Consider the following 22,881-nt stretch of genomic DNA (forward strand, 5'->3'; position numbering starts at 1 on the left):
TATCAGTATTAAACCGTAATTCAATGTGAGGAGAAAAAAATGATTAATTATGCTGTCATCGGCGTCGGCTATTTTGGGGCAGATTTGGCGCGCATTATGCAAGAAACCGAAGATGCCAACATTACTGTGGTATACGACCCCGACAACGGTGAGACAATTGCCGCCGAATTGGGTTGTGATGCCGCATCCAGTTTAGAACAGGCGATTAACCGTGCCGATGTGGACTGTGTGATTGTGGCAACCCCAAACTATTTGCATAAAGAGCCGGTTATTTTAGCGGCAAAACATAAAAAGCACGTTTTTTGTGAGAAACCGATTGCCCTCAGTTACCAAGACTGTGACGAGATGGTGCGTGCCTGTGAGGAAAACGGTGTGATCTTTATGGCGGGACATATCATGAATTTTTTCAATGGTGTCCATCATGCCAAAGAACTGATTCAACAAGGGGTGATCGGCAAGGTACTGTATTGTCACTCGGCCCGCAACGGCTGGGAAGAGCAACAACCTGCAATCTCTTGGAAAAAAATCCGTGAAAAATCCGGTGGACATCTGTATCACCACATTCATGAACTGGATTGTGTGCAGTTTATTATGGGCGGCGCACCGAAAACCGTCACCATGACCGCCGGCAATGTGGCACATCAAGGGGAAAGCTTTGGCGATGAAGATGACATGCTGTTCCTTAATCTAGAGTTTGACGATAACCGATTTGCCTTGCTCGAATGGGGTTCGGCATTCCGCTGGGGCGAACATTATGTGTTGATTCAAGGGGAAAAAGGCGCCATTAAACTCGACATGTACCATTGCGGTGGCACATTGCGCGTAAATGGGCAAGATTCACACTTTTTAATTCACGAAAGTCAGGAAGAAGATGACGACCGTACCCGTATTTATACCGGTGCCAGCATGGACGGCGCCATTCAATACGGTCAACCCGGCAAACGGACACCATTATGGCTCAACACCGTGATGCGTAAAGAGATGAAATATCTCAATGATATTTTGCATGGAATGCAACCCACCGAAGAGTTTGTCAAACTGCTGACCGGCGAAGCGGCACGGGCGGCAATTGCCACCGCAGACGCCTGCACCAAATCCCGCTATGAAAACCGTAAAGTCGCGGTGAGTGAGATTACCGGCGCATAACGCTGCTCATCAGCCAACTAAAATGGATGAGCTGTATTCAATTTGAATATGGCTCATCTTTTTTTCAACGCCAGCAAACAACCCGCCAGCACCACTAACGCTCCAATTGCCTGCATAAGATTAATTTGTTCATGCAAGGTAACATAAGCGACCAATGCAGTAGATAACGGCACGAGCAATTGGATTAAATTAAAAATCACTACACCTTGTTTTTGCACGATATAAAATGCCAGCAACATTCCGCTTAAAATGCCATAAATACCAGACAGCGCCAACGCAATTAATAAGCCATCACTGACCGCACTTAATTGATTTATTTTGCCACTGAAGATTGCTATCGTTAAAAAAATCAATCCAGCAATAGTCGCTGTAGTTGTGCTGATAATAATAACATGCAGTTTTGTCGCAATATCTTTAACGATGACATTTTGTAGAGATTGAATAAAAATAGCCGTCGCAAGAAAAAAAGCGCCGTGAATAAAATCCGCACTCTGATTGCCAGTCGTGGCTTGATTGCCATAGAAAACAAAAATTAATGAGCTGATAATTGCCAGCCCGCCACCAAGGTAAAAAGTGCGGTGCTGAATTTTACGCCGTTCATTCTGGTAAAACAACGCTATCATCAAGATACCAAGTGGCATCGCTAAAATCCCGAAAATACTGCCGGTCAAAGCACTGGTGTGACGCAATCCACTCATAAAGCAGTACATATTTGCCGTCATCAATAAACCAAGCAGGCTTAATTTTAAAATTAAAATCGGATCAGTTAAGCTATCTTTTAAAATACGTCTAAATTTAAATACACAAATCAATAATAAAAACAGACTGCCAAAAAGAAAGCGAATGGCATTATTATTTAAAGGATCAAAATATAAACTCATATAGCGCATAATAGGAAAACCAAACCCCATTAAGACAATATAAATTATCCGAACACTATACTCATTTTTCATGTTTTATCCGTAAAAATCACTTCTTTTGATTTCATATTCACATTTTAATTTTGCATTTATCAAGTGCGGTTTTGTCATTTTTTCATAATGGCAAAATATGTGATGATATTTTTTATGCTGATACTTGCAGGTTATGATTTTATTGATTATGTTATATCGCTCGAGCTTGTTTTAACATACTTATTTTTAATCGACAGGAAAATAACATGATCAATTATGCAGTGATTGGCGTCGGCTATTTCGGCGCAGACTTGGCGCGTATTATGCACACCACGCCGCAAGCGCAAGTAACCGTGGTATATGATCCCGATAACGGTGATGAAATTGCCAAAGAGTTGGGCTGTGATCACGCCGCTGTGGCTCAGTTCGGTGATGCGTAAAGAGTTGCAATACCTCAATGATATTCTGCATGGGATGCCGGTGGATGATGAATTTCGTAAACTGCTGACCGGCGAGGCTGCCCGTGATGCGATTGCCACTGCCGATGCCTGCACCCAATCCCGTTATCAAAACCGCAAGGTTGAACTGGACGAAATTATCGGTTAAATCCCCCTTTCATTTGCTACAACCGCACTTCTTGTCACCGCACTTGGCATATTATGCTCAAAGTGCGGTTGGTTACTTAATAAGGATTGGATTGAATTGATTTGTCTCCATGTAGCGATAGGCTTGTTCGATAAAAAACCGCTATCAGATTAAATCAGATAGCGGTTACGCATCAAAGTGCGGTTAATCTTTATGCTGTCGCATTGCCGGGAACAGAATCACATCGCGGATTGAAGGTGAGTTGGAGAAGATCATCGCCAAGCGGTCGATGCCCAAGCCTTCGCCAGCGGTTGGTGGCAAGCCGTGTTCAAGTGCGGTCACGAAGTCCTCGTCTTTGAACATCGCTTCGTCATCGCCGGCTTCTTTGGCAGCAACTTGTTCGTCGAAACGGGCGTTTTGGTCTTCGGCATCGTTCAACTCGGAGAAACCATTGCCGATTTCACGTCCGCCGATAAACAGTTCGAAGCGGTCAGTCACTTCCGGATTGTCATCGTTACGCCGTGCCAGCGGTGAAATTTCCGCCGGGTGCGCCATCAAGAAAGTTGGCTGAATCAAATGGTGTTCTGCCACTTCTTCAAAAATGGCATTGATCACGCCGCCCAAGCCCCATGATTTCTGCACTTCGATGCCTAATGTTGTCGCCAAGGCTTTGGCTTGGGCAAAATCTTGCAGTTGTTCAGCTTGGATATTGTTGCCGTATTGCAAAATGGCATCGGTCATGGTTAAACGTGCAAACGGTTTGCCGAAATCAAACGTGTATTCGCCGTATGGCACGGTGGTGGTGCCGAGAATATCCAACGCCAGTTTGCGCAACAGTTCTTCGGTGTTGTCCATCAAATCGTGGTAATCGGCATAGGCTTGGTAGTATTCCAACATGGTGAATTCAGGATTGTGACGTACCGACACCCCTTCGTTGCGGAAGTTGCGGTTCAGCTCGAACACTCGCTCAAAGCCGCCGACCACCAAGCGTTTCAAATAAAGCTCTGGCGCAATCCGCAAATACATATCAATATCCAGCGCATTGTGATGGGTAACAAACGGACGCGCCGCCGCGCCGCCCGGAATCACTTGCAGCATTGGCGTTTCCACTTCCATAAAACCTTTATCCAGGAAGAACTGACGGATGCCACTGATCACTTTCGAGCGGATCACAAACGCACGGCGCGAATCATCGTTGCTGATCAAATCCAGATAACGCTGGCGGTAACGAGTTTCTTGATCGCTCAGACCGTGGAATTTATCCGGCAACGGGCGCAATGCTTTCGTCAGCAGCTCAAGTGCAGTACAGCGCACGGTCAGCTCACCGGTTTTGGTTTTAAACAACGTGCCTTTGGCACCGACAATATCGCCCAAATCCAGCAACGCCATCAGGCTCTCATATTCGCCTTCCGGCAACAGATCGCGCGCCACATACAGTTGAATTCTGCCGCTCATATCTTGCAGAGTGATAAAACTGGCTTTGCCCATTTTGCGTCGGGTCATAATCCGTCCGGCAACGCTCACGGCAATTTCTTGCGCTTTCAGTGTTTCGCCGTCTTGGCTTTCGTATTGGCGGTGCAGATCTTGCGCCAAATGCTCGCGACGAAAGTCGTTCGGAAATGGATTGCCTTGTTGGCGAAGTGCGGTCAGTTTTTCACGACGCACCAACATTTCACCGTGCAGATCCAGTTCCGGAAGTTGTTGTTCTGACATAATGTATTCCTTATGTATTCCTTAGGGTTATTTCAATATTCGGTTACAAACCCGCTTTTAAGCTGGCTTCAATAAATTTGTCCAAATCACCGTCCAACACCGCTTGGGTATTGCGGTTTTCAATGCCGGTGCGCAGGTCTTTAATCCGTGCGTCGTCCAGCACATAGGAGCGGATCTGGCTGCCCCAGCCGATGTCGGATTTGCTGTCTTCCAGCGCCTGTTTCTCGGCATTTTTCTTTTGCAGTTCCATTTCGTATAACTTGGCTTTCAACTGCTTCATACATTGATCTTTATTTTTGTGCTGCGAGCGGTCGTTTTGACACTGCACCACGATTCCGCTTGGAATATGGGTGATCCGCACCGCACTTTCCGTTCGGTTGACGTGCTGTCCGCCCGCACCGGAGGCGCGATAAACGTCAATCCGCAAATCTGCCGGATTGATGTCGATGTCAATATCTTCATCGATTTCAGGGTAAACAAACACGGCACTAAACGAAGTGTGGCGGCGGTTGTTGGAATCAAACGGGCTTTTGCGCACCAAGCGGTGGATACCGGTTTCCGTACGCAGCCAACCAAAAGCATATTCGCCGCTAACCCGAATGGTGGCAGATTTAATCCCGGCAACATCACCATCGGAAGCTTCCATCAATTCGGTTTTAAAGCCCTTACTTTCCGCCCAACGCAGGTACATTCTAACCAACATCTCGGTCCAGTCTTGCGCTTCGGTGCCGCCGGAGCCGGCTTGCAAATCAACATAGCAATCGGCGCTGTCGTGTTCACCGCTGAACATGCGGCGGAACTCCAATTGCGCCAGTTTGGCTTCCAGCACTTGCAGCTCGGCAACCGCTTCGTCAAAGGTCTCCTGATCCTCGGCTTCTACCGCCAATTCCAACAGTCCTTCGGCGTCTTGCAAACCTTGATCCAAAGTGCGAATGGTATCGACCACCGCATCCAACGCTGACCGCTCTTTGCCCAGTGCTTGCGCTTTTTCCGGGTCATTCCACACATCCGGCTGCTCTAATTCAGCATTAACCTCTTCCAATCGTTCGACTTTGCCGTCGAAGTCAAAGATACCCCCGAAGAACCTCGGTGCGTTGCCCGAGATCGCTGATTTGGTTTTTGACGGGATTAATTTCAAACATTCTAAATACCGATTATAAATTCACTGTAAAGGGGAGAAATTATATGATATTTAGCGACGATTTAACAGGCACAATTCTGTTTGCTGCATTTAAGTGCGGTTGTGGCGGTTGTTGATGGCATTTTTTATTTACTCACGGTTTATGCTATAGTGGCAAACTTTTTAATTTTTTTGCTCAAAAAATATACTTAACAGGAGGAGTAATGAAATCAGAATTAAGCAGCAGCAAATTATCCTATCGCGATCGCATGGCGGTGGAGGAACACGAGCGTTTGAGCCCGCGCTTGCTGTATGAAATTATCCGCCAAGACGGGATTGAAGAACTATCGCGCCCGACTAAAGCGTTGCTTTTTTCAGGCATTACCGCAGGCTTAGTCATTACATTTTCCTTTATTTTCAAGGCCGTATTTACCGCTTATACACCAAATGAACCTTGGGCGCCGTTGATTACCAATATGGGCTATACCGTCGGATTTTTGTTGGTGATTTTAGGGCGGATGCAATTGTTTACCGAAAATACCATTACTACCGTCGTTCCCTTATTTAATCCGCTTAGTCTAAAAAAACTGCTGGCGGTGGCAAAGTTATGGACAACGGTGTTCGGTGCCAATTTAATCGGTACTACCCTGGCGGCGTTGTTTTTACAAAACCATCACGTTTTCAATCCTGAATTTGTGGTGGCAATGAATGACATAGCCCACCACGTTGCCTCGATGTCGGTCAGCGACAATATTCTGCGTGGTATTCCAGCGGGCATTTTGATTGCATCGGTGGTGTGGATGATGCCAACGGTCGGTAACGGCAAATTTGTGATGATCTTTTTCTTTATCTATTTGATCGCCTTAGGCGATTTTACTCACGTGGTGGTCGGTTCAGCAGAAATGGCTTATCTGGTGATTCAAGGCGATGCCAATCTCTATGACTATTTCGTCACCTTTTTAGGTCCGACGGCATTAGGCAATATTCTCGGTGGAACCGTCGTGTTTACCATTATGATTTACGGTCAAGTTACGGACGAAATCGGTAAAAAATAAGCATTTGAACATTGGGCAGATCAATAGCGATCTGCCCAAACCGCACTTTCCGCCTTATTCCCATCTTGTTATTTTTATGTATCAGATCATATTCTACTCCCATTAAGATTTTACATCGGTGTTATTGCGATTATTTCACCTGTCAGACTTCATTAAATGAGAATAATATTCAGTTGCAATCAGTGCTGTCTAGCTAACCATACCGCTTGGCTGAAGCTTTTTAAGGCATTTTTCAATCTAATCATAATGGGGTCAACATGAGTGTTAATATCATCAAAATTGCGGCAGAATTTCTTGCCGGTAAACAACGTATATTTATTAATTTTATCCGAATCGCTATCTGTATCGTGATGTTGTGGATCGGCGGCTTGAAGGCTTTTCAGTATGAAGCCGACGGCATTGTGCATTTTGTTGCCAACAGCCCGTTTATGAGTTTTTTCTACAAAGACAGCCAAAAAATGGTTGAAAATGAGAAAGGCGAGTTGGTCAAAGAATATACCTTATACAAAAATCCAGAAGGAAAAATGGTACAAAAAAATATTGATTGGCATAAACAAAACGGGACTTATCCGTTCTCTTACGGTTTGGGCGCAGTGATTGTCACTATTGGCTTACTGACCTTATCGGGAATTTGGAATCCGACGACAGGCATGCTCGGCGGCTTGCTAACCTTCGGAATGTCGATTGTCACGCTCTCGTTTTTGATCACCACTCCGGAGACGTATGTACTGAATTTGGGCGGTGATCTGCCGACACCGAATTACGGCTTTCCATATCTGTCGGGGGCGGGTCGGTTAATTTTGAAAGATATTATCATGATGGCAGGTGGATTGACCGCTGCCTCAGAATGCGCACAGCGTTTTCTGAAAGCCAGGGCTTAAAAGATTGAAGGGGGGTAGAATCAATCCCCCTTGTTTGCTTTTACGATTCTGACGCTATTCTGACGGGAATAAAAACGGGTTGACCGCACTTTTGGCGTAGCCCATTTTCTCCATTTCGTCGTCGAGGAAAAGACTGGCGAGGTCGTCGGCAACGGCTTCAACCTCAGGGTTTTTATCCTGATACAAGACTTTCAGATAGCTATGGCAGTCATCGCAGCTTTCACTTTTCACCGCAGGATCTGAATCCAGCGACCAATAATTCAACTTGCCGCCTTGCTCACAATTGCTGCATTTCACCCGCACCATATGCCATTCGCTTTCGCACAACGAACAGTGCAGATAGCGTGTACCTTGCACTTCCCCAAGCTGAATCGTACTGGCAACCGGTGCGGAGCCGCAAACCGGACAGAATTGGCGGTTTTCGCCCAGTTCGGTTTTGGCTTGGTGCGGAATTTGTTGTACCAGTTGAGTCCAGTACAGCGACAGTGCCGCCCACAGAAATATAGCCTTATCACTTTGATTAGGCAGCATATTATCACGTAACAGCTGATCGGCTAGTGCGTTCAGCTCACTGGCAGACGCTTTTTCCAACCACTCAATTGTCGCTAAAATCGTATCATTGGCACTCGGTTTAATCCGTTGTAACAACTGCTGTAACAGTTCAAGCCAAATCGGATCGCGCTGCCAGTTTTTCCAATGCAACGGCTGTTGTGCCAATAATGCAGCATTGTCTTTGACCGCACTTAAGCGGGCATCAACGGCAATCGGTAGCGTTTGCAATAAGTCTAACTGGGCATCGGCAATATTGGCGCAAAAACGCAGATAATCTTGCAACGGGTGATTCTCGCTCAGCTTACGCAAACGGGCTGCCCGGCGTTGATATAAATTTTTCGGATTGGCGAAAAGCAGCGGTGGAGCAAAAAACCCCGCCGCTGCTTGTTTGATTTCGCTTTCCGCTAGAATGCGAATACTCATTTATTTATGCTCTTGCTTCCCTTGTCTATGCTCTTTCTCCAATTCAGGTAGAATGGACTCACGGAACCAGCGTGGGTGGTGTTTTTTTGCCCAACGTGCTGTTACCCAGCCTTCAACCATGCCTCGAATCGAGCCTTTAACCCAAATTGCCATATACACATGCACCATAATCCCCAATATTAGGGCAATCGCACTGGTAGCGTGCAGCAATAATGCAATCCGAATCACCGGAATAGAAAAATTCTCGGCAAAATAAGGACGCCACATGATGACACCGGTGACCAACAAAATGGCCAACGCCATCATCAAGGTCCAGAACAGCAACTTTTGCCCCATATTGTAATGACCAACATCGGCAACATGGTGTTCGTTGCCTTTCAGCACTTCAACCACTTTGAGCAACCACTGCCAGTCGCCTTTTTCAATCAGGTTATCACGCCAGTAATGTTTCGCCAAAATGGCAAAGGCGATAATCATCACCAAACCGGTGAACGGGTGCAACACCCGTGCCAATTGCGGTGTGCCCAATACTTCGGCAATCCAGGCAAAGTCGGCAAAGAAAAACGACAATCCGGAAAGTGCGGTCATAAAGAAGCACAGCACCAACAACCAATGGCTCAACCGCTCTTTCAGGTTATGGCGAATAACGCGTCTGTTTAAATCAACCATGATTATTCTCCTTTCCCATGTGGATCGAGTGGTTTTTGCAGCTCTTCATCGTCCTCTTCCGTGTTTGGTCCGACCCCAATGTAATGTGCGGCAGAAGCGATGGCCAATGCGCCCATCGCCATCCCTGCCAGTGGTTTCAAAATTCCTTTCCACAAGCCAACGACCGGGCTGATTGACGGATCTTTCGGTAAACCGGAATACAACTCCGGTTTATCGGCATGGTGCAGCACATACATCACATGCGTACCGCCGACGCCTTGCGGATCGTACAAACCGGCGTTTTCATAACCGCGTGCTTTCAAATCGGCCACTCGGGTCTGTGCATACTGCTTCATGGACTCCTTGCTGCCGAAATGGATCGCGCCGGTCGGACAAGTCTTGACGCATGCCGGCTCTTGCCCGACATTGACGCGATCGGAACAGAGCGTACATTTGTAAGCGCGGTTGTCTGCTTCGTTAATACGCGGAATATTGAACGGACAACCGGCAATGCAATAGCCACAACCGATACATTTATCCGATTGGAAATCCACAATCCCGTTGGCATATTGGATAATCGCTCCCGGTGACGGACAGGCTTTCAAGCAGCCCGGTTCTGCGCAGTGCATGCAGCCGTCTTTGCGGATCAACCATTCCAGACGATCATTCTCCTCCACTTCATTGAACTTCATCACCGTCCAAGATTTGGCGGTTAAATCAATCGGGTTATCGTAAATCCCGATACACGTACCGGGTTTATCACGCAAATCATTCCATTCGGAACACGCCACCTGACAGGCTTTACAACCGATACAGGCACTGATATCGATCAGTTTTGCCACTTCGACTTTATGATCCCGCGTCTGTGGCGGCGGGGTCAGAGACGAAGTCGCAGAGGCTTTAATAATATCTTGAGTTTGAACTGCCATATTAAGCCCCCGTCACTTTTTCAATGTTCACCAAGAAGGTTTTATATTCTGGTGTTTGTGTATTGGCATCGCCGACACTTGGTGTCAAGTTATTGGCAAAAAAGCCTTTTTTGCCCACACCGGCAAAGCCCCAGTGAATTGGCACACCGATGGTATGAATGGTTTTACCGTCCACTTGCAGCTCTTTCACCCGCTTGGTCACCACCGCAACGGCTTTGATATAACCCCGTTTGGAGAACACTTTCACCGTATCGCCATTGTTGATACCCTTCTCTTTTGCCAGCACCTCGCCCATTTCGATGAACTGCTCAGGCTGAGCAATCACATTTAACAGCGCATTTTTAGTCCAGTAGTGGAAATGCTCAGTTAAGCGGTAAGTGGTCGCTACGTAAGGGAATTCATCCGCACTGCCCATAGTTTTCTTATCGTTTGGCAAAATTCGTGCCGCCGGATTGTGAACCACCTTCGGATGCAGCGGATTGGTGCCGATCGGACTTTCAATCGGTTCGTAATGTTCCGGGAACGGACCTTCCGCCATTTTATCAATCGCAAACAGACGGCTAACCCCTTCCGGCTGCATGATAAACGGACTGATATTGCTGCCCGGAGGTGCTGTGGTGTAATCAGCAATATCGGTGTAGTTCCAGTTTTTGCCATTCCACTTCACCAATTGACGGGTCGGATCCCAAGGATTGCCCTGACGATCGGCAGAAGCACGGTTATAGATTACCCGACGGTTCAACGGCCATGCAAACGCCCAATTCAAGGTATTGCCCAAGCCTGATGGGTCAGAATTATCACGGCGTGCCATCATATTGCCCTGCTCCGTCCATTGACCGGTGTAGATCCAGCAACCTGATGAGGTGGTGCCATCATCACGCAACTGGGCAAAACTGGATAACAATTCGCCTTTTTTCGCAATCACATTACCGTTTTCATCCAGCAAATCTTCTAAGGCATAACCGTTATTTTCTTTTGCCAGTTCAGCCGGCAACGGTTCTGACGGATTGCGATAATTCCATTGCATCGCTTGCAACGGCTCAATTCCCTGACCACCCTCTTTTTGGTACAGGTGTAACAGGTATTCACGCAGTTCGGATAAAATTTCCACATCCGGTTTAGCTTCTTGCGGAGCATCATTACCTTTCCAGTGCCATTGCAACCAACGGCCGGAGTTGGCAATCGAGCCGTCTTCTTCGGTAAAGCAGGTCGTCGGCAAGCGGAATACTTCAGTTTGAATCGAGGTGGTATCTACATCGTTATATTCGCCGTAGTTCTGCCAGAAATCCGAGGTATCGGTTTTGAGCGGATCAAAAATCACCAGATATTTCAACTTGCTCAGTGCGGTCATCATTTTCGCCCGGTTCGGATAAGAAGCTATCGGGTTAAAGCCTTGGCAGAGATAACCGTTAACTTTACCTTCAAACATCATATCGATGTAGCGGAAATGATCATAAGCGCCATCAATTTTCGGCAGATAGTGATAACCGAATTCGTTATCCTTAGTCGCTTTGTCGCCATAAAAGGTTTTGAGCAGACTAATAAAGAATTTCGGGGTGTTTTTCCAATAGTTAACCTGATCTTTCTGGGTCAGCTTTGGCGTGATCCGATTTAAAAACGCTTCCAAAGACGCATCTTTATCGGTCGGCAACGGCATATAGCCGGTCAACATATTCGGGAACAAGCCGAGATCGGTAATCCCTTGAACGTTAGAGTGACCGCGCAACGCATTCACGCCGCCGCCAGCGACACCGATATTGCCCAATAGCAATTGGATCATCGCCATGGTACGAATATTTTGCGAACCGACCGTATGTTGGGTCCAGCCCAAGGCATATAAGAAAGTAGCGTTTTTGTCACGCGCCGCTGTTTTGGCGATCTCTTCACAAAAATACAGGAAATCTTTTTGCTTGGTGCCGCAAATCCGCTCCACCATTTCTGGCGTATAACGCGAAACGTGCGCTTTCAGCAAGTTGATGACACAACGTGGATCTTGCAAAGTCGGGTCTTGTTTGGCAAAACCTTCTTCGTCAAATTGATAGTTCCAAGTCGATTTATCGTACTGGTGCTTCTCTTCGTTATAACCGGTAAACAGTCCGTCTTCAAACTGAAAACCTTCATTCACTAAATAGCTGGCATTGGTGTATTGCTGCACATATTCGTGCTGAATTTTATCGTTATCCAACAAATATTTGATAACACCGGATAAAAACGCAATATCAGTGCCTGAACGGATTGGCGAATAGAAATCTGCCACCGCTGCGGTACGGTTGAAGCGTGGATCGACCACCATCAACTTCGCCCCACGGCGTTTTTTCGCTTCGATAACCCAACGGAAACCGACAGGATGTGCTTCAGCGGCATTACCACCCATGACGATAACCAAATCGGCATTGGCAATATCAACCCAGTGATTTGTCATGGCACCGCGACCAAATGATGGAGCAAGACTTGCTACCGTTGGTCCGTGTCAGATACTCGCTTGGTTGTTAATGGCGATCATGCCGAGCGCACGCGCCCATTTTTGGCTGAGTAATCCGGTTTCATTGCTGGAGGCTGACGCCATCAACATCCCGGTCGACAGCCAACGGTTGACCGGCAGCCCATCGGCATTGGTCGGAATAAAATTGGCATCGCGGTCGTCTTTCATCAGGCGGGCGATACGTTCATACGCCTCTTCCCAACTGATGCGGGTCCACTCTTTTGCCCCCGGCGCACGGTATTCCGGATACTGCACCCGGCGTTCGCTGTTGACATAGTCCAATGCGCCGGCGCCTTTCGGGCACAGCGCCCCACGGCTGACCGGGTGATCCGCATCGCCTTCGATGTGAACCAGTTTTTCACGGGCGTTCATCGCCCCGTCGCCCAAGCTGTATAGCAACATGCCACAGCCTACGGCACAGTAAGTACAGGTGTTACGGGTTTCACGGGCGCGTAAAAGTTTATACGAGCGTGGTGCGGCAAGTGCGGTTGCCGGCGCAAAACCCAATGCGGCAGCGGTTGTCCCTGCCATGCTTCCTGCACAAACTTTAAAGAATTTTCTTCTGCTGAGTTGCATAAGAACTCCTCAAAATTGTGAGAGATAGAGTAAAATAGCCATTCGTTTTTCAGTTGTAACGAAAATGTAAAATAGATTACATTCCAAGCGTAGCTTACTCTTGTTCCACGCGCCGTGCAATATACAAAAGCAGTTTATGTAATCCAGATCAATGTGATATAACGTAATTTTGTGAGTTACATCAAAATTAGCATGATTTACCCATTTATGATTAGAGGAAAATATGTCGTCAACCTTATGCCAAAGAGCGGTTACGGTCTTTAATTGCAGCAACAATGGCAACAACGATAGCCCCACTGAAAAACAGTCGCATTGGCTGCAAAAACAAGATATTTTAGCCAATGAAGTGCCGGTCGCTCTGGTGTATAACGGCATTGCGCACACGGTGATGATGTGCAGCCCCGCTGATTTGACGGATTTCGCACTGGGTTTTTCCCTTGCCGAAGGCATTATCGACCAGCCAAGCGAGATTTATACGCTTGAAGTGGTCGACGTCAGCAACGGCATTGAAGTGCAAATAGAAATGGCAAGCCGCTGTTTTATGGCGTTAAAAGAGAAACGACGTACTCTTGCCGGACGCACCGGTTGCGGTTTATGCGGGGTGGAACAATTACAGCACGTCACCCGTCCGCTGCAACCGCTCGACCGCACTTTGCAGTTTGATCTGAACAAACTCAACGGCTGCTTGCAACAGTTGCAACAAGCCCAACAGCTGGCGCAACAAAGCGGCGCCACCCACGCTGCCGCCTTTTTTAACCTAAATGGCGAACTGCTGGCAATCCGCGAAGATGTCGGACGGCACGTCGCCCTCGACAAACTGCTCGGCTGGCACGCACAACAAAAACAAAAGTGCGGTCAGTTGCCAGGTATTGTTCTGGTGACTAGCCGTGCCAGTTACGAAATGGTACAAAAAAGCGTCGCCTGTGGCATTGAAATTTTGATTGCCGTCTCCGCCGCCACCGACTTTGCGGTCAATCTGGCGCAGCAGTACAACCTTTCCCTCGTCGGCTTTGCCCGTGAAAATCGGGCGACAGTGTATTGTAGGGGAGAGCGGTTTGATTGCAGCGAGTGATAATTTAATCCGTACTTCAAACCGCACTTTTGCTACAATACCATTCAACTTCATCTATTAAAAAAGTGATCATTTATGACAGCCAAAATTGCCGATAACGCCCTTGTCCTTGTGGATGGGTCTTCCTATCTTTACCGTGCCTTTCACGCCTTTCCGCCGTTGACCAACTCGTTGGGCGAACCGACGGGGGCGATGTATGGGGTGCTGAATATGCTGAAAAGCCTGATTAGCCAAGCCAATCCGCGTTATCTGGCAGTGGTGTTTGATGCCAAAGGCAAGACCTTTCGTGATGAGTTGTTTGAGCAATATAAATCGCACCGTCCACCGATGCCGGACGATTTGCGCAAGCAGATTCAACCGTTGCACAGTATGATTAAAGCGTTGGGTATTCCGCTGCTGGTGATTGACGGCGTGGAGGCGGACGATGTGATCGGCACGCTCGCCATGCGTGCTTCAAAGTGCGGTCAGAAAGTGTTGATCAGCACCGGCGACAAAGATATGGCGCAGTTGGTGGACGACAACATTATGTTAATCAACACCATGAACAACACTTTGTTGGATCGTGACGGCGTGGTGGAAAAATACGGCATTCCGCCGGAATTGATCATTGATTATCTGGCGTTGCGCGGTGACAGTTCGGACAATATTCCCGGTGTGGCTGGCGTGGGCGAGAAAACCGCACTTGGGCTGCTGCAAGGCATCGGCAGTATGCAGCAAATTTATGCCAACTTGGATCAGGTGGCGGAGCTGCCGATTCGCGGTGCGAAAAAGCTGGGCGATAAATTAGCCGAAGCCAAAGAAATGGCGGATCTATCCTATTTGCTTGCCACGATTAAAACCGACGTTGAATTAGCGCTGTCTTACGACCAACTGACCATGCAAACGGCGCAAACCGATGCGTTGATTGAAGCCTTTGGGCGCTATGAATTCAAGCGTTGGCTGAACGAAATCTTACAAAACGGTTCCAGCTCGGTCACCGCAGCAGAATTGCCGGTAAATCGTTTTAACGGCTATCAAGCCACCGCAACAAGCGCTGAAAGTGCGGTGGCGCCCCCCGCTGCCGCCGTGCAGATTGACCGCACTTTGTATCAAACTATTCTGACTGAAAACGATTTTGCCCACTGGCTGGAAAAACTGACAGCGGCAGAGTTGATCGCCTTAGATACCGAAACCGACAGCCTGAATTATATGCAGGCCAATCTGGTCGGGATCTCTTTTGCCTTGCCCAACGGCGAAGCGGCCTATCTGCCGTTGCAACACCGTTATTTAGATGTGCCGCCGCAGTTGGAGCTACAGACCGCACTTGCCGCCTTAAAGCCGATTTTGGAAAATCCACAGATTCAAAAAATCGGGCAAAATATCAAATATGACGAAACCATTTTTATCCGCCACGGCATCCAACTGCAAGGTATCGCCTATGACACCATGCTGGAATCCTACACCCTCGACAGCACCGGACGCCACAATATGGACGATTTGGCACAGCGCTATTTGGGACATCGCACGATTAGTTTTGAGGAAGTGGCGGGCAAGGGCAAAAATCAACTGACCTTTGACCAAATTCCAATCGAGCAAGCGGCGGAATATGCGGCGGAAGATGCCGATGTCACCATGAAGCTGCACCAAACCTTATGGCAAAAACTGCAAGCCGAGCCAACCTTGGTTGAGCTGTTTAAAAAATTGGAAATGCCATTATTGTCGGTGCTATCGCATATTGAACGCAACGGTGTGCTGCTGGATTGCGATTTATTGTTTGAACAATCAAACCAGATCGCCGTCCGCCTGACGCAACTGGAACAACAAGCACATGAGTTGGCGGGTGAGCCGTTTAATCTGGCGTCCACCAAGCAGTTGCAAGAAATTTTATTTAATAAACTGGGTTTGCCGATTATCAAAAAAACCCCGAAAGGCGCCCCGTCCACCAATGAGGAGGTGTTGGAAGAGCTGGCTTACGAACACGAGCTGCCGAAACTGTTGGTCGAACACCGTGGTTTGAGCAAGTTGAAATCGACTTACACCGATAAACTGCCGTTAATGGTGGATAAAAACAGCGGTCGGGTACACACCTCTTATCATCAGGCGGTGACGATTACCGGGCGTTTGTCGTCCAGTGATCCGAACCTGCAAAATATCCCGATCCGCACCGAAGAGGGACGCCGCATTCGCAAAGCCTTTATTGCCGCTGAAGGTAATAAAATTATCGCCGCCGACTATTCACAAATCGAATTGCGGATTATGGCGCATCTATCCAATGATGCCGGGCTGAACCGAGCATTTGACGAAGGGCAGGATATTCACCGAGCCACCGCAGCCGAAATTTTTGGCGTGGCGTTGGAGCAAGTCACAGCGGAACAGCGCCGCAGCGCCAAAGCGATCAACTTCGGGTTGATCTACGGCATGAGCGCCTTTGGTTTGGCTCGCCAGTTGGGCATTGCCCGTGGGCAGGCGCAACAATATATCGATCTTTATTTCCAACGCTATCCGGGCGTACAGACGTTCATGCAGGATATTCAACAAAAAGCACGCGAACAGGGCTTTGTCGAAACGCTGTTTAAACGTCGTCTCTACCTGCCGGAAATCAAATCTGCCAATGCGATGCGCCGCAAAGGGGCTGAACGGGTGGCTATCAACGCCCCAATGCAAGGCACCGCAGCAGATATTATTAAACGGGCGATGCTGTTGATCGACAATGAAATCCGCCACAGTAATGAGATCAAAATGATTATGCAGGTGCACGACGAACTGGTGTTCGAAGTGCGGTCAGACAAAGTGGATTTTTATGCCGAACGGATTAAAAGCTTGATGGAACAAGCCGCCGAACTCAGCGTCCCGTTAATTGCCGAAGTGGGCATTGGTGATAATTGGGATGAAGCGCATTAATGCTGACTCAAAATTCAGGTATAAAGTGTGGTCGATTGACGAAAAATGCAGCTAGGGGGACAGTAACCTGAACATACCGGCTAACAAGGAGAAGAGAGAGTATGGATACAAAATCGGAAGAATATAAAAAATTTTTAGCAGAAAAGATTAAATTGGGCGATCAAGCTGTGCAGCAGGGGCGGACATACAGCAGTGAGCAGGTTTATGAAAATGCGATCAGAGCCGCATTAAAAGCTGCAGAAGGTATGAAAAGAAGTGCTTGAAATTGAATATTCAGCGGTTGCAAATAGCGATCTTGAACAAATTATGATGAATATCACCGAGTTTGCCGGCTTACAAAGTGCGGTAAATATACTCGGTGATATTCAAAAATCAGTAGCATTATTGCCAACAATGCCTGAAATGGGGGTTGGCGATGTTATTGATACTAGAGAAATTTATTCTCGCGGATATAGGATTGTATATCGAATAACCGAAAACAATATCTTGATTATTACGATTGTCCATTGCCGCCAACTCTATCCACCTCTTGCTTAACGTTGATAATAAATAATTTATGAAATACAAAAACCTACGTGATTTTATTGATTTGCTGGAACAACAGGGCGAATTGAAGCGCATTTCGCAGGCGATTGATCCGCATCTAGAAATGACCGAAATTGCCGACCGCACTTTGCGTTTGGGGGGGCCGGCGTTGTTGTTTGAAAACCCGGTCGGCTATGATATGCCGGTGTTGTGTAACCTGTTTGGTACGACACGGCGGGTGGCACTGGGGATGGGGCAAGAAGACGTGACAGCCCTGCGTGATGTCGGCAAATTGCTGGCTTTTTTAAAAGAGCCGGATCCACCCAAAGGTTTTAAAGACCTGATTGACAAGCTGCCACAGTTCAAACAGGTATTGAATATGCCGACCAAGGTGCTGGGCAAAGCCGATTGTCAGCAGATTGTGTGGCAAGGTGATCAAGTGGATCTGTACAAATTGCCGATTATGCACTGTTGGCCAGACGATGTGGCACCACTGGTGACGTGGGGCTTAACCATCACCAAAGGACCGTATAAAAAACGGCAGAATTTGGGGATTTACCGCCAACAATTAATCGCTAAAAATAAGCTGATTATGCGTTGGCTGTCACATCGCGGCGGGGCATTGGACTTTCAGGAATGGAAAGAAGCGCACCCTAACCAACCGTTTCCGGTGTCAGTGGCGCTGGGCGCGGATCCGGCGACGATCTTAAGTGCGGTCACCCCAATTCCCGACACCCTGTCGGAATATGCCTTTGCCGGTTTATTGCGTGGCAATAAAAGCGAAGTGGTGAAATCAGTTTCCAATGACTTGGACGTGCCGGCCGGTGCGGAAATCGTGCTGGAAGGCTATATTGATCCGGCTGAAACCGCACTTGAAGGGCCTTATGGTGATCACACCGGTTATTATAACGAGCAGGAATATTTTCCGGTGTTCACCGTCACGCACATCACTATGCGGCAAAATCCGATCTATCACTCCACTTATACCGGTCGTCCACCCGATGAACCGGCAGTGTTAGGCGAAGCGTTGAATGAAGTGTTTATCCCGATTTTGCAAAAACAGTTCCCTGAAATCGTTGATTTTTACCTGCCGCCCGAAGGTTGTTCCTACCGTTTGGCGGTAGTCACCATCAAAAAACAGTATCCGGGACACGCCAAACGGGTGATGATGGGAATCTGGTCGTTTCTGCGTCAGTTTATGTACACCAAATTTGTGATTGTATGCGATGATGATATTAACGCCCGTGACTGGAAAGATGTGATTTGGGCAATCACCACCCGCAGCGATCCGGCGCGAGACTGCACTATCGTAGAACACACGCCGATTGACTACCTGGATTTTGCTTCTCCGGTTGCCGGTTTGGGGTCTAAAATGGGGATCGACGCCACCAATAAATGGGTTGGCGAAACGAGCAGAGAATGGGGCGTTCCAATAAGAAAAAAAGAAGAAATAGTGAAAAAAATAGATGAAATATGGGAAAAATTGTCTATTTTTTAGAAAAAATATCGTTTAGAATAAAATCCTCTGTTGTGTAAATGACAGAGGATTTTTTATAAAACTATAAATATATTTTAAACACAACACATCTTAAAAAAGGTAAACCCATGAGCAATTTAACTACTGTTGATGCTTTCTTAGCACAACTCGCCAAACGTGACGGTCACCAAGCTGAATTCCTGCAAGCCGTAAAAGAAGTCATCACCTCATTATGGCCGTTTCTGCAAAAAAATCCGAAATACGCCTCGCAAAGCTTACTCGAGCGCTTGGTCGAACCTGAACGTGCGATTCAATTCCGCGTAGCTTGGACTGACGATAAAGGACAAGTACAAGTCAACCGCGCTTTCCGCGTGCAATACAACAGTGCAATCGGACCATACAAAGGCGGCATGCGTTTCCACCCATCAGTCAACCTCTCCATTTTAAAATTTCTCGGCTTTGAGCAAACTTTCAAAAACGCCTTAACTACGTTACCGATGGGCGGCGGAAAAGGCGGCTCGGACTTCGATCCTAAAGGCAAATCCGATGCGGAAGTGATGCGTTTCTGCCAAGCGTTAATGACGGAATTATACCGTCATGTCGGACCAGACACCGATGTGCCGGCTGGTGACATTGGCGTAGGCGGACGTGAAGTCGGTTACTTGGCGGGCTACATGAAAAAACTCTCTAACCAAGCCGCCTGTGTGTTTACAGGACGCGGTCTGTCTTTCGGCGGCTCCTTGATTCGCCCGGAAGCTACCGGTTACGGCTTGGTTTACTTCGCACAAGCGATGTTAGCAGAAAAAGGACAATCGTTTGCGGGTAAAACCGTAACGGTATCCGGCTCCGGCAACGTGGCGCAATATGCGATTGAAAAGGCGTTGGAACTGGGCGCAAAAGTGGTAACCTGTTCTGACTCTTCCGGCTATGCCTATGATAAAGACGGTTTCACCACAGAAAAATTGGCTGCGCTGCAAGAGATCAAAGAAGTCAAACGTGGCCGCGTCAAAGATTATGCCGAACAATTCGGTTTGGAATACCATGCCGGCAAACGCCCTTGGGAAGTTAAAGCCGATATCGCTCTGCCTTGCGCTACCCAAAACGAACTGGAGTTAGCCGACGCTGAAACCTTGATTGCCAATGGTGTGCAACTGGTTGCGGAAGGTGCCAACATGCCAACTACTATCGAAGCAACTGATCGCTTATTGGAAGCTGGCGTACTGTTCGGACCGGGCAAAGCCGCCAACGCCGGTGGTGTCGCCACCTCCGGCTTGGAAATGACGCAAAGTTCACAGCGCTTATATTGGACCCGTGAGGAAGTAGACGCCCAACTGAAACGTATCATGTTGGATATCCACGCCAATTGTAAAAAATACGGTACGACTGAAGGCGAAGCCAATATCAACTATGTAGTCGGCGCCAACGTCGCCGGCTTCGTTAAAGTGGCAGATGCCATGCTGGCGCAAGGTGTGTATTAACCGAAAAGTTAGACCGCACTTTTAACCCATAAAAACTGAGGAGATGAAAATTTTCTCGGTTTTTTTATTGTGTATCGTATTCAGAATTATGTATTTTGATATAGTAACAATTATTTATCAAACAGTTACCCTCGCTAATCAAGCCACACTTTTCCCTGCAAACTTAGTCATGAAAAATACTGGCTGCTAAATCAAAAGTGCGGTCACTCAATTCGACACAGGCGATCTGAAAAGCGTAAAAAAACTGCTAAAAAAGAATAACCCCCTATTTTCTATTGATAAAAAAAGCGTATAATTCTGCACCATTCCACTTATCTTTTCGTTTCTTTAACGAAAGCGTTTTTGAGCTTTGCAGGATCGCATTTTATGTGTCAACTTTTGGGCATGAATTGTAACAGCCCTACCGATATTGTGTTTTCATTTGAAGGTTTTCGCCGCCGCGCAGGGATCACCGACCACCACTCCGACGGCTTTGGTATTGCGTTTTTTGAAGGGAAAGGCGTGCGGGTTTTTCGCGACGACAAGCCATGCAGCTCATCACCGATCGCTGATTGCGTCAAACAATATCACATCAAATCACTAAATGTGATCGCTCATATCCGCAAAGCGACTCAAGGGGTGGTCAACCTGGAAAATACCCATCCGTTTATGCGTGAGATTTGGGGCGAAAACTGGGTGTTTGCGCATAACGGCAACTTGAAAACCATACCGGATCTGTCCGAAAGCCGTGCGCAGCCGATTGGCAGCACCGATTCCGAAGCTGCATTTTGTTATATGGTCGAAAAACTCAAAGTGCGGTATCACAAAAAACCAAGTGACCAAGAGATTTTTGACGCAGTTTATGAAATCGCTGCCGAATTGAGCAAGCTAGGCACATTCAATTTCATCCTCTCCAACGGGCAAATCATGCTGGCGCACTGTTCCACTCATTTGCATTATGTGATGCGCAAAGCCCCGTTCGGCAAAGCGTTCCGCATTGATGACGACGGTGTGATCGACTTCAACGACTTCGCTAAACCAAATGACCGAGTGAATATCATCTCCACTTTTCCACTGACCAAAAATGAAGCGTGGGTCAAAATGGAACACGGTGGCTTTGTGATGTTTAAAGACGGCGAAAAAATCCATGAAGTGGTCGGCACGTTCAAACAAATGGAAGATGACGGTACTCAGTGTGTTCAATCTCGCGTAGCTTAATCTAAGCTTTTCACTTAATAATACCGCACTTTATATTGAATAAAGTGCGGTATTATTTTTTATGATTTAAATGCTTTAAGCAGTGAATCTAAAATATAATTTTCAATATTGCTATAATTATTTTTACGTAACCGACATAATGTCACTCGCCAAGGTACCGGATCTTTAATTTTTCGGCAAACATAATCAGCAGCAGGATAAAGTTCAGAAATCGGAAAAGGTAAAATAGTTAATAATGCTTTATTAATTTTAGTCGAATTTAATAAAAAATCCCAAGAGCTCGATTCCAAGATAATATTCGGGTAAATATTATATCGCTTGAAGTGCTCGCTTAATTGATGATAAATCATAAATGTTTTATCAAATATCGCCATCTTTTCATTGTGTAAATCCTGCCAAGTCAACATCTCTTTTTGTGCCAAATGGTGTTCCGGAGAGAAAAACACCGAGAGTTCTGAATGTGAAATCTCAAAAGAATCAATGATATTCTTAGATATCCCTTCTGGATAAAGCAATACCGCCAGATCAATATTTTCTAACAGCAATTCTTTTTTTAATACATATGCTCCCTGTTCTTTAATGCTGAAATTAATTGTCGGATTTTCCAAAATAAGATATGGCATAATTTCAGAAAACACCACCGATAAAACCAATGGCGGAATGCCGATGGTAATATTTCCGGTGATTTGATTAGTGATTTTATGCAGATTTTGGTTCATCTCATTATATTTTTCGATAATTTCTTTTGCGTCACGATAATAATTCTCGCCCACATAAGTTAAGCCCACTATTTTTCCTTGTGTTCGTTTAAACAACTGTATATTTTCACGTTTTTCAAACTCATTAATCATCATGCTGAGCGCCGGTTGTGAAATATATAAATGCTGTGAGGTGCGACTCAAATTAAAATTATTATCCACAATAGCAATAAAATAACGTAGTTGGCGAATATCCATACCCTTTCCTGTGTCAGTTTACATAACTGAACCTATGGTATATCAAATTTCTATAAAAAAAATTGATACATATCTAAAAAATCAGTATTTCTTTTTCTATTATTTTATTGATATGCTCCGCTGAAATCACAGCAAACAGAGCGGGGTATTGGCTAACTTAATGAAAATTAAACTAAATCATAGATTACTTTAAATTAAAAAGATAGTAGAAGAATGGAGAATAGAGATTTCTATTTTCTGGAGTTAGATTTTGTTTTTTAAAATATATAAATAAAATTTATTTAATATATGTC

General features: G+C 46.5%; 19 protein-coding genes and 1 pseudogene. 12 read left to right on the forward strand and 8 right to left on the reverse strand.

Annotated elements, in window-relative coordinates; translation table 11 throughout:
- Positions 1-39: 39 nt before the first annotated feature.
- Complete coding sequence (locus FHQ30_RS04820; protein ID WP_139610878.1) at positions 40-1,146, forward strand: Gfo/Idh/MocA family protein; 1,107 nt, start codon at positions 40-42, stop codon at positions 1,144-1,146.
- Between the two features lie 53 nt (positions 1,147-1,199).
- Here FHQ30_RS04820 and FHQ30_RS04825 read toward each other — a convergent pair whose 3' ends face one another.
- Positions 1,200-2,099: a DMT family transporter gene (locus tag FHQ30_RS04825; protein WP_139615044.1), complete on the reverse strand. Its 900-nt coding sequence runs from the start codon at positions 2,097-2,099 to the stop codon at positions 1,200-1,202.
- A gap of 263 nt (positions 2,100-2,362) precedes the next feature.
- On the opposite strand from FHQ30_RS04825, the gene FHQ30_RS13225 reads away from it, so the two are divergent.
- Both FHQ30_RS13225 and FHQ30_RS04830 read left to right on the forward strand, forming a co-directional pair.
- Positions 2,363-2,479 carry a hypothetical protein gene (locus tag FHQ30_RS13225; protein ID WP_326480862.1) on the forward strand — a complete coding sequence of 39 codons (117 nt, stop codon included), beginning with the start codon at positions 2,363-2,365 and terminating at the stop codon, positions 2,477-2,479.
- Positions 2,448-2,645, forward strand: a pseudogene (locus tag FHQ30_RS04830) (Gfo/Idh/MocA family oxidoreductase); the annotation flags it as partial. The gene FHQ30_RS13225 and the pseudogene FHQ30_RS04830, both read left to right, overlap by 32 nt.
- 183 nt (positions 2,646-2,828) lie before the next feature.
- Here the strand turns inward: FHQ30_RS04830 and lysS are convergent.
- Both lysS and prfB read right to left on the reverse strand, forming a co-directional pair.
- A complete protein-coding gene (gene lysS / locus FHQ30_RS04835; protein ID WP_139611747.1) occupies positions 2,829-4,337 on the reverse strand; it encodes a lysine--tRNA ligase in 1,509 nt (502 codons plus the stop codon).
- Between the two features lie 43 nt (positions 4,338-4,380).
- Positions 4,381-5,479, reverse strand: a protein-coding gene (gene prfB, locus FHQ30_RS04840; protein ID WP_139611748.1) for a peptide chain release factor 2 whose coding sequence is annotated in 2 segments (ribosomal slippage) — positions 4,381-5,403 and positions 5,405-5,479 — 1,098 coding nt in all. Because the reading frame shifts where the segments join, the coding sequence is not laid out codon by codon here.
- 202 nt (positions 5,480-5,681) lie between these two features.
- Here prfB and FHQ30_RS04845 point away from each other — a divergent pair.
- Positions 5,682-6,512, forward strand: a complete 831-nt coding sequence (locus FHQ30_RS04845) for a formate/nitrite transporter family protein (protein WP_139611749.1) — start codon at positions 5,682-5,684, stop codon at positions 6,510-6,512.
- Positions 6,513-6,769: 257 nt separating this feature from the next.
- Complete coding sequence (locus tag FHQ30_RS04850) at positions 6,770-7,393, forward strand: DUF417 family protein (protein ID WP_139611750.1); 624 nt, start codon at positions 6,770-6,772, stop codon at positions 7,391-7,393.
- A 54-nt stretch (positions 7,394-7,447) separates the two neighbouring features.
- Here the strand turns inward: FHQ30_RS04850 and fdhE are convergent, their stop codons facing one another.
- The 4 genes from fdhE to fdnG are packed head-to-tail and all read right to left on the reverse strand — an operon-like array spanning position 7,448 to position 13,003.
- The gene (gene fdhE / locus FHQ30_RS04855) at positions 7,448-8,368 is read right to left on the reverse strand and encodes a formate dehydrogenase accessory protein FdhE (RefSeq protein WP_139611751.1); all 921 of its coding nucleotides are present in this window, start codon (positions 8,366-8,368) and stop codon (positions 7,448-7,450) included.
- Positions 8,369-9,037 (reverse strand): formate dehydrogenase subunit gamma, encoded by a 669-nt coding sequence (locus FHQ30_RS04860; RefSeq protein ID WP_139611752.1) that lies wholly within the window; start codon positions 9,035-9,037, stop codon positions 8,369-8,371.
- Positions 9,038-9,039: 2 nt separating this feature from the next.
- The gene (gene fdxH / locus FHQ30_RS04865) at positions 9,040-9,945 is read right to left on the reverse strand and encodes a formate dehydrogenase subunit beta (RefSeq protein WP_139611753.1); all 906 of its coding nucleotides are present in this window, start codon (positions 9,943-9,945) and stop codon (positions 9,040-9,042) included.
- Position 9,946: 1 nt separating this feature from the next.
- Positions 9,947-13,003 carry a formate dehydrogenase-N subunit alpha gene (gene fdnG / locus FHQ30_RS04870; RefSeq protein ID WP_139611754.1) on the reverse strand — a complete coding sequence of 1,019 codons (3,057 nt, stop codon included), beginning with the start codon at positions 13,001-13,003 and terminating at the stop codon, positions 9,947-9,949.
- A 223-nt stretch (positions 13,004-13,226) separates the two neighbouring features.
- On the opposite strand from fdnG, the gene fdhD reads away from it, so the two are divergent.
- The 7 genes from fdhD (at position 13,227) to FHQ30_RS04900 (ending at position 21,632) form a co-directional block, all read left to right on the forward strand.
- Positions 13,227-14,075: a formate dehydrogenase accessory sulfurtransferase FdhD gene (fdhD, locus tag FHQ30_RS04875; protein WP_139611755.1), complete on the forward strand. Its 849-nt coding sequence runs from the start codon at positions 13,227-13,229 to the stop codon at positions 14,073-14,075.
- A gap of 75 nt (positions 14,076-14,150) precedes the next feature.
- Entirely contained in the window at positions 14,151-16,955 is a 2,805-nt protein-coding gene (polA, locus tag FHQ30_RS04880) for a DNA polymerase I (RefSeq protein WP_139611756.1), read from the forward strand.
- 101 nt (positions 16,956-17,056) lie between these two features.
- On the forward strand, positions 17,057-17,218 hold the full coding sequence (locus FHQ30_RS13230) for a hypothetical protein (RefSeq protein ID WP_176552288.1): 162 nt from the start codon (positions 17,057-17,059) through the stop codon (positions 17,216-17,218).
- Complete coding sequence (locus FHQ30_RS04885; protein ID WP_139611757.1) at positions 17,211-17,492, forward strand: type II toxin-antitoxin system RelE/ParE family toxin; 282 nt, start codon at positions 17,211-17,213, stop codon at positions 17,490-17,492. Before FHQ30_RS13230 ends, FHQ30_RS04885 begins: the two co-directional genes overlap by 8 nt.
- A gap of 19 nt (positions 17,493-17,511) precedes the next feature.
- Positions 17,512-18,978, forward strand: a complete 1,467-nt coding sequence (ubiD, locus tag FHQ30_RS04890) for a 4-hydroxy-3-polyprenylbenzoate decarboxylase (protein ID WP_139611758.1) — start codon at positions 17,512-17,514, stop codon at positions 18,976-18,978.
- Positions 18,979-19,085: 107 nt separating this feature from the next.
- Entirely contained in the window at positions 19,086-20,435 is a 1,350-nt protein-coding gene (gene gdhA, locus FHQ30_RS04895; protein WP_139611759.1) for an NADP-specific glutamate dehydrogenase, read from the forward strand.
- 366 nt (positions 20,436-20,801) lie between these two features.
- Positions 20,802-21,632, forward strand: coding sequence for a class II glutamine amidotransferase (locus FHQ30_RS04900; RefSeq protein ID WP_139611760.1), 831 nt, complete (start codon positions 20,802-20,804; stop codon positions 21,630-21,632).
- Positions 21,633-21,691: 59 nt separating this feature from the next.
- Here the strand turns inward: FHQ30_RS04900 and FHQ30_RS04905 are convergent, their stop codons facing one another.
- Positions 21,692-22,588: a LysR family transcriptional regulator gene (locus FHQ30_RS04905; RefSeq protein WP_139611761.1), complete on the reverse strand. Its 897-nt coding sequence runs from the start codon at positions 22,586-22,588 to the stop codon at positions 21,692-21,694.
- Between the last annotated feature and the right edge of the window lie 293 nt (positions 22,589-22,881).

It is taken from the genome of Testudinibacter sp. 'clade 2', from assembly GCF_006227735.1.
Lineage (GTDB): Bacteria > Pseudomonadota > Gammaproteobacteria > Enterobacterales > Pasteurellaceae > Chelonobacter.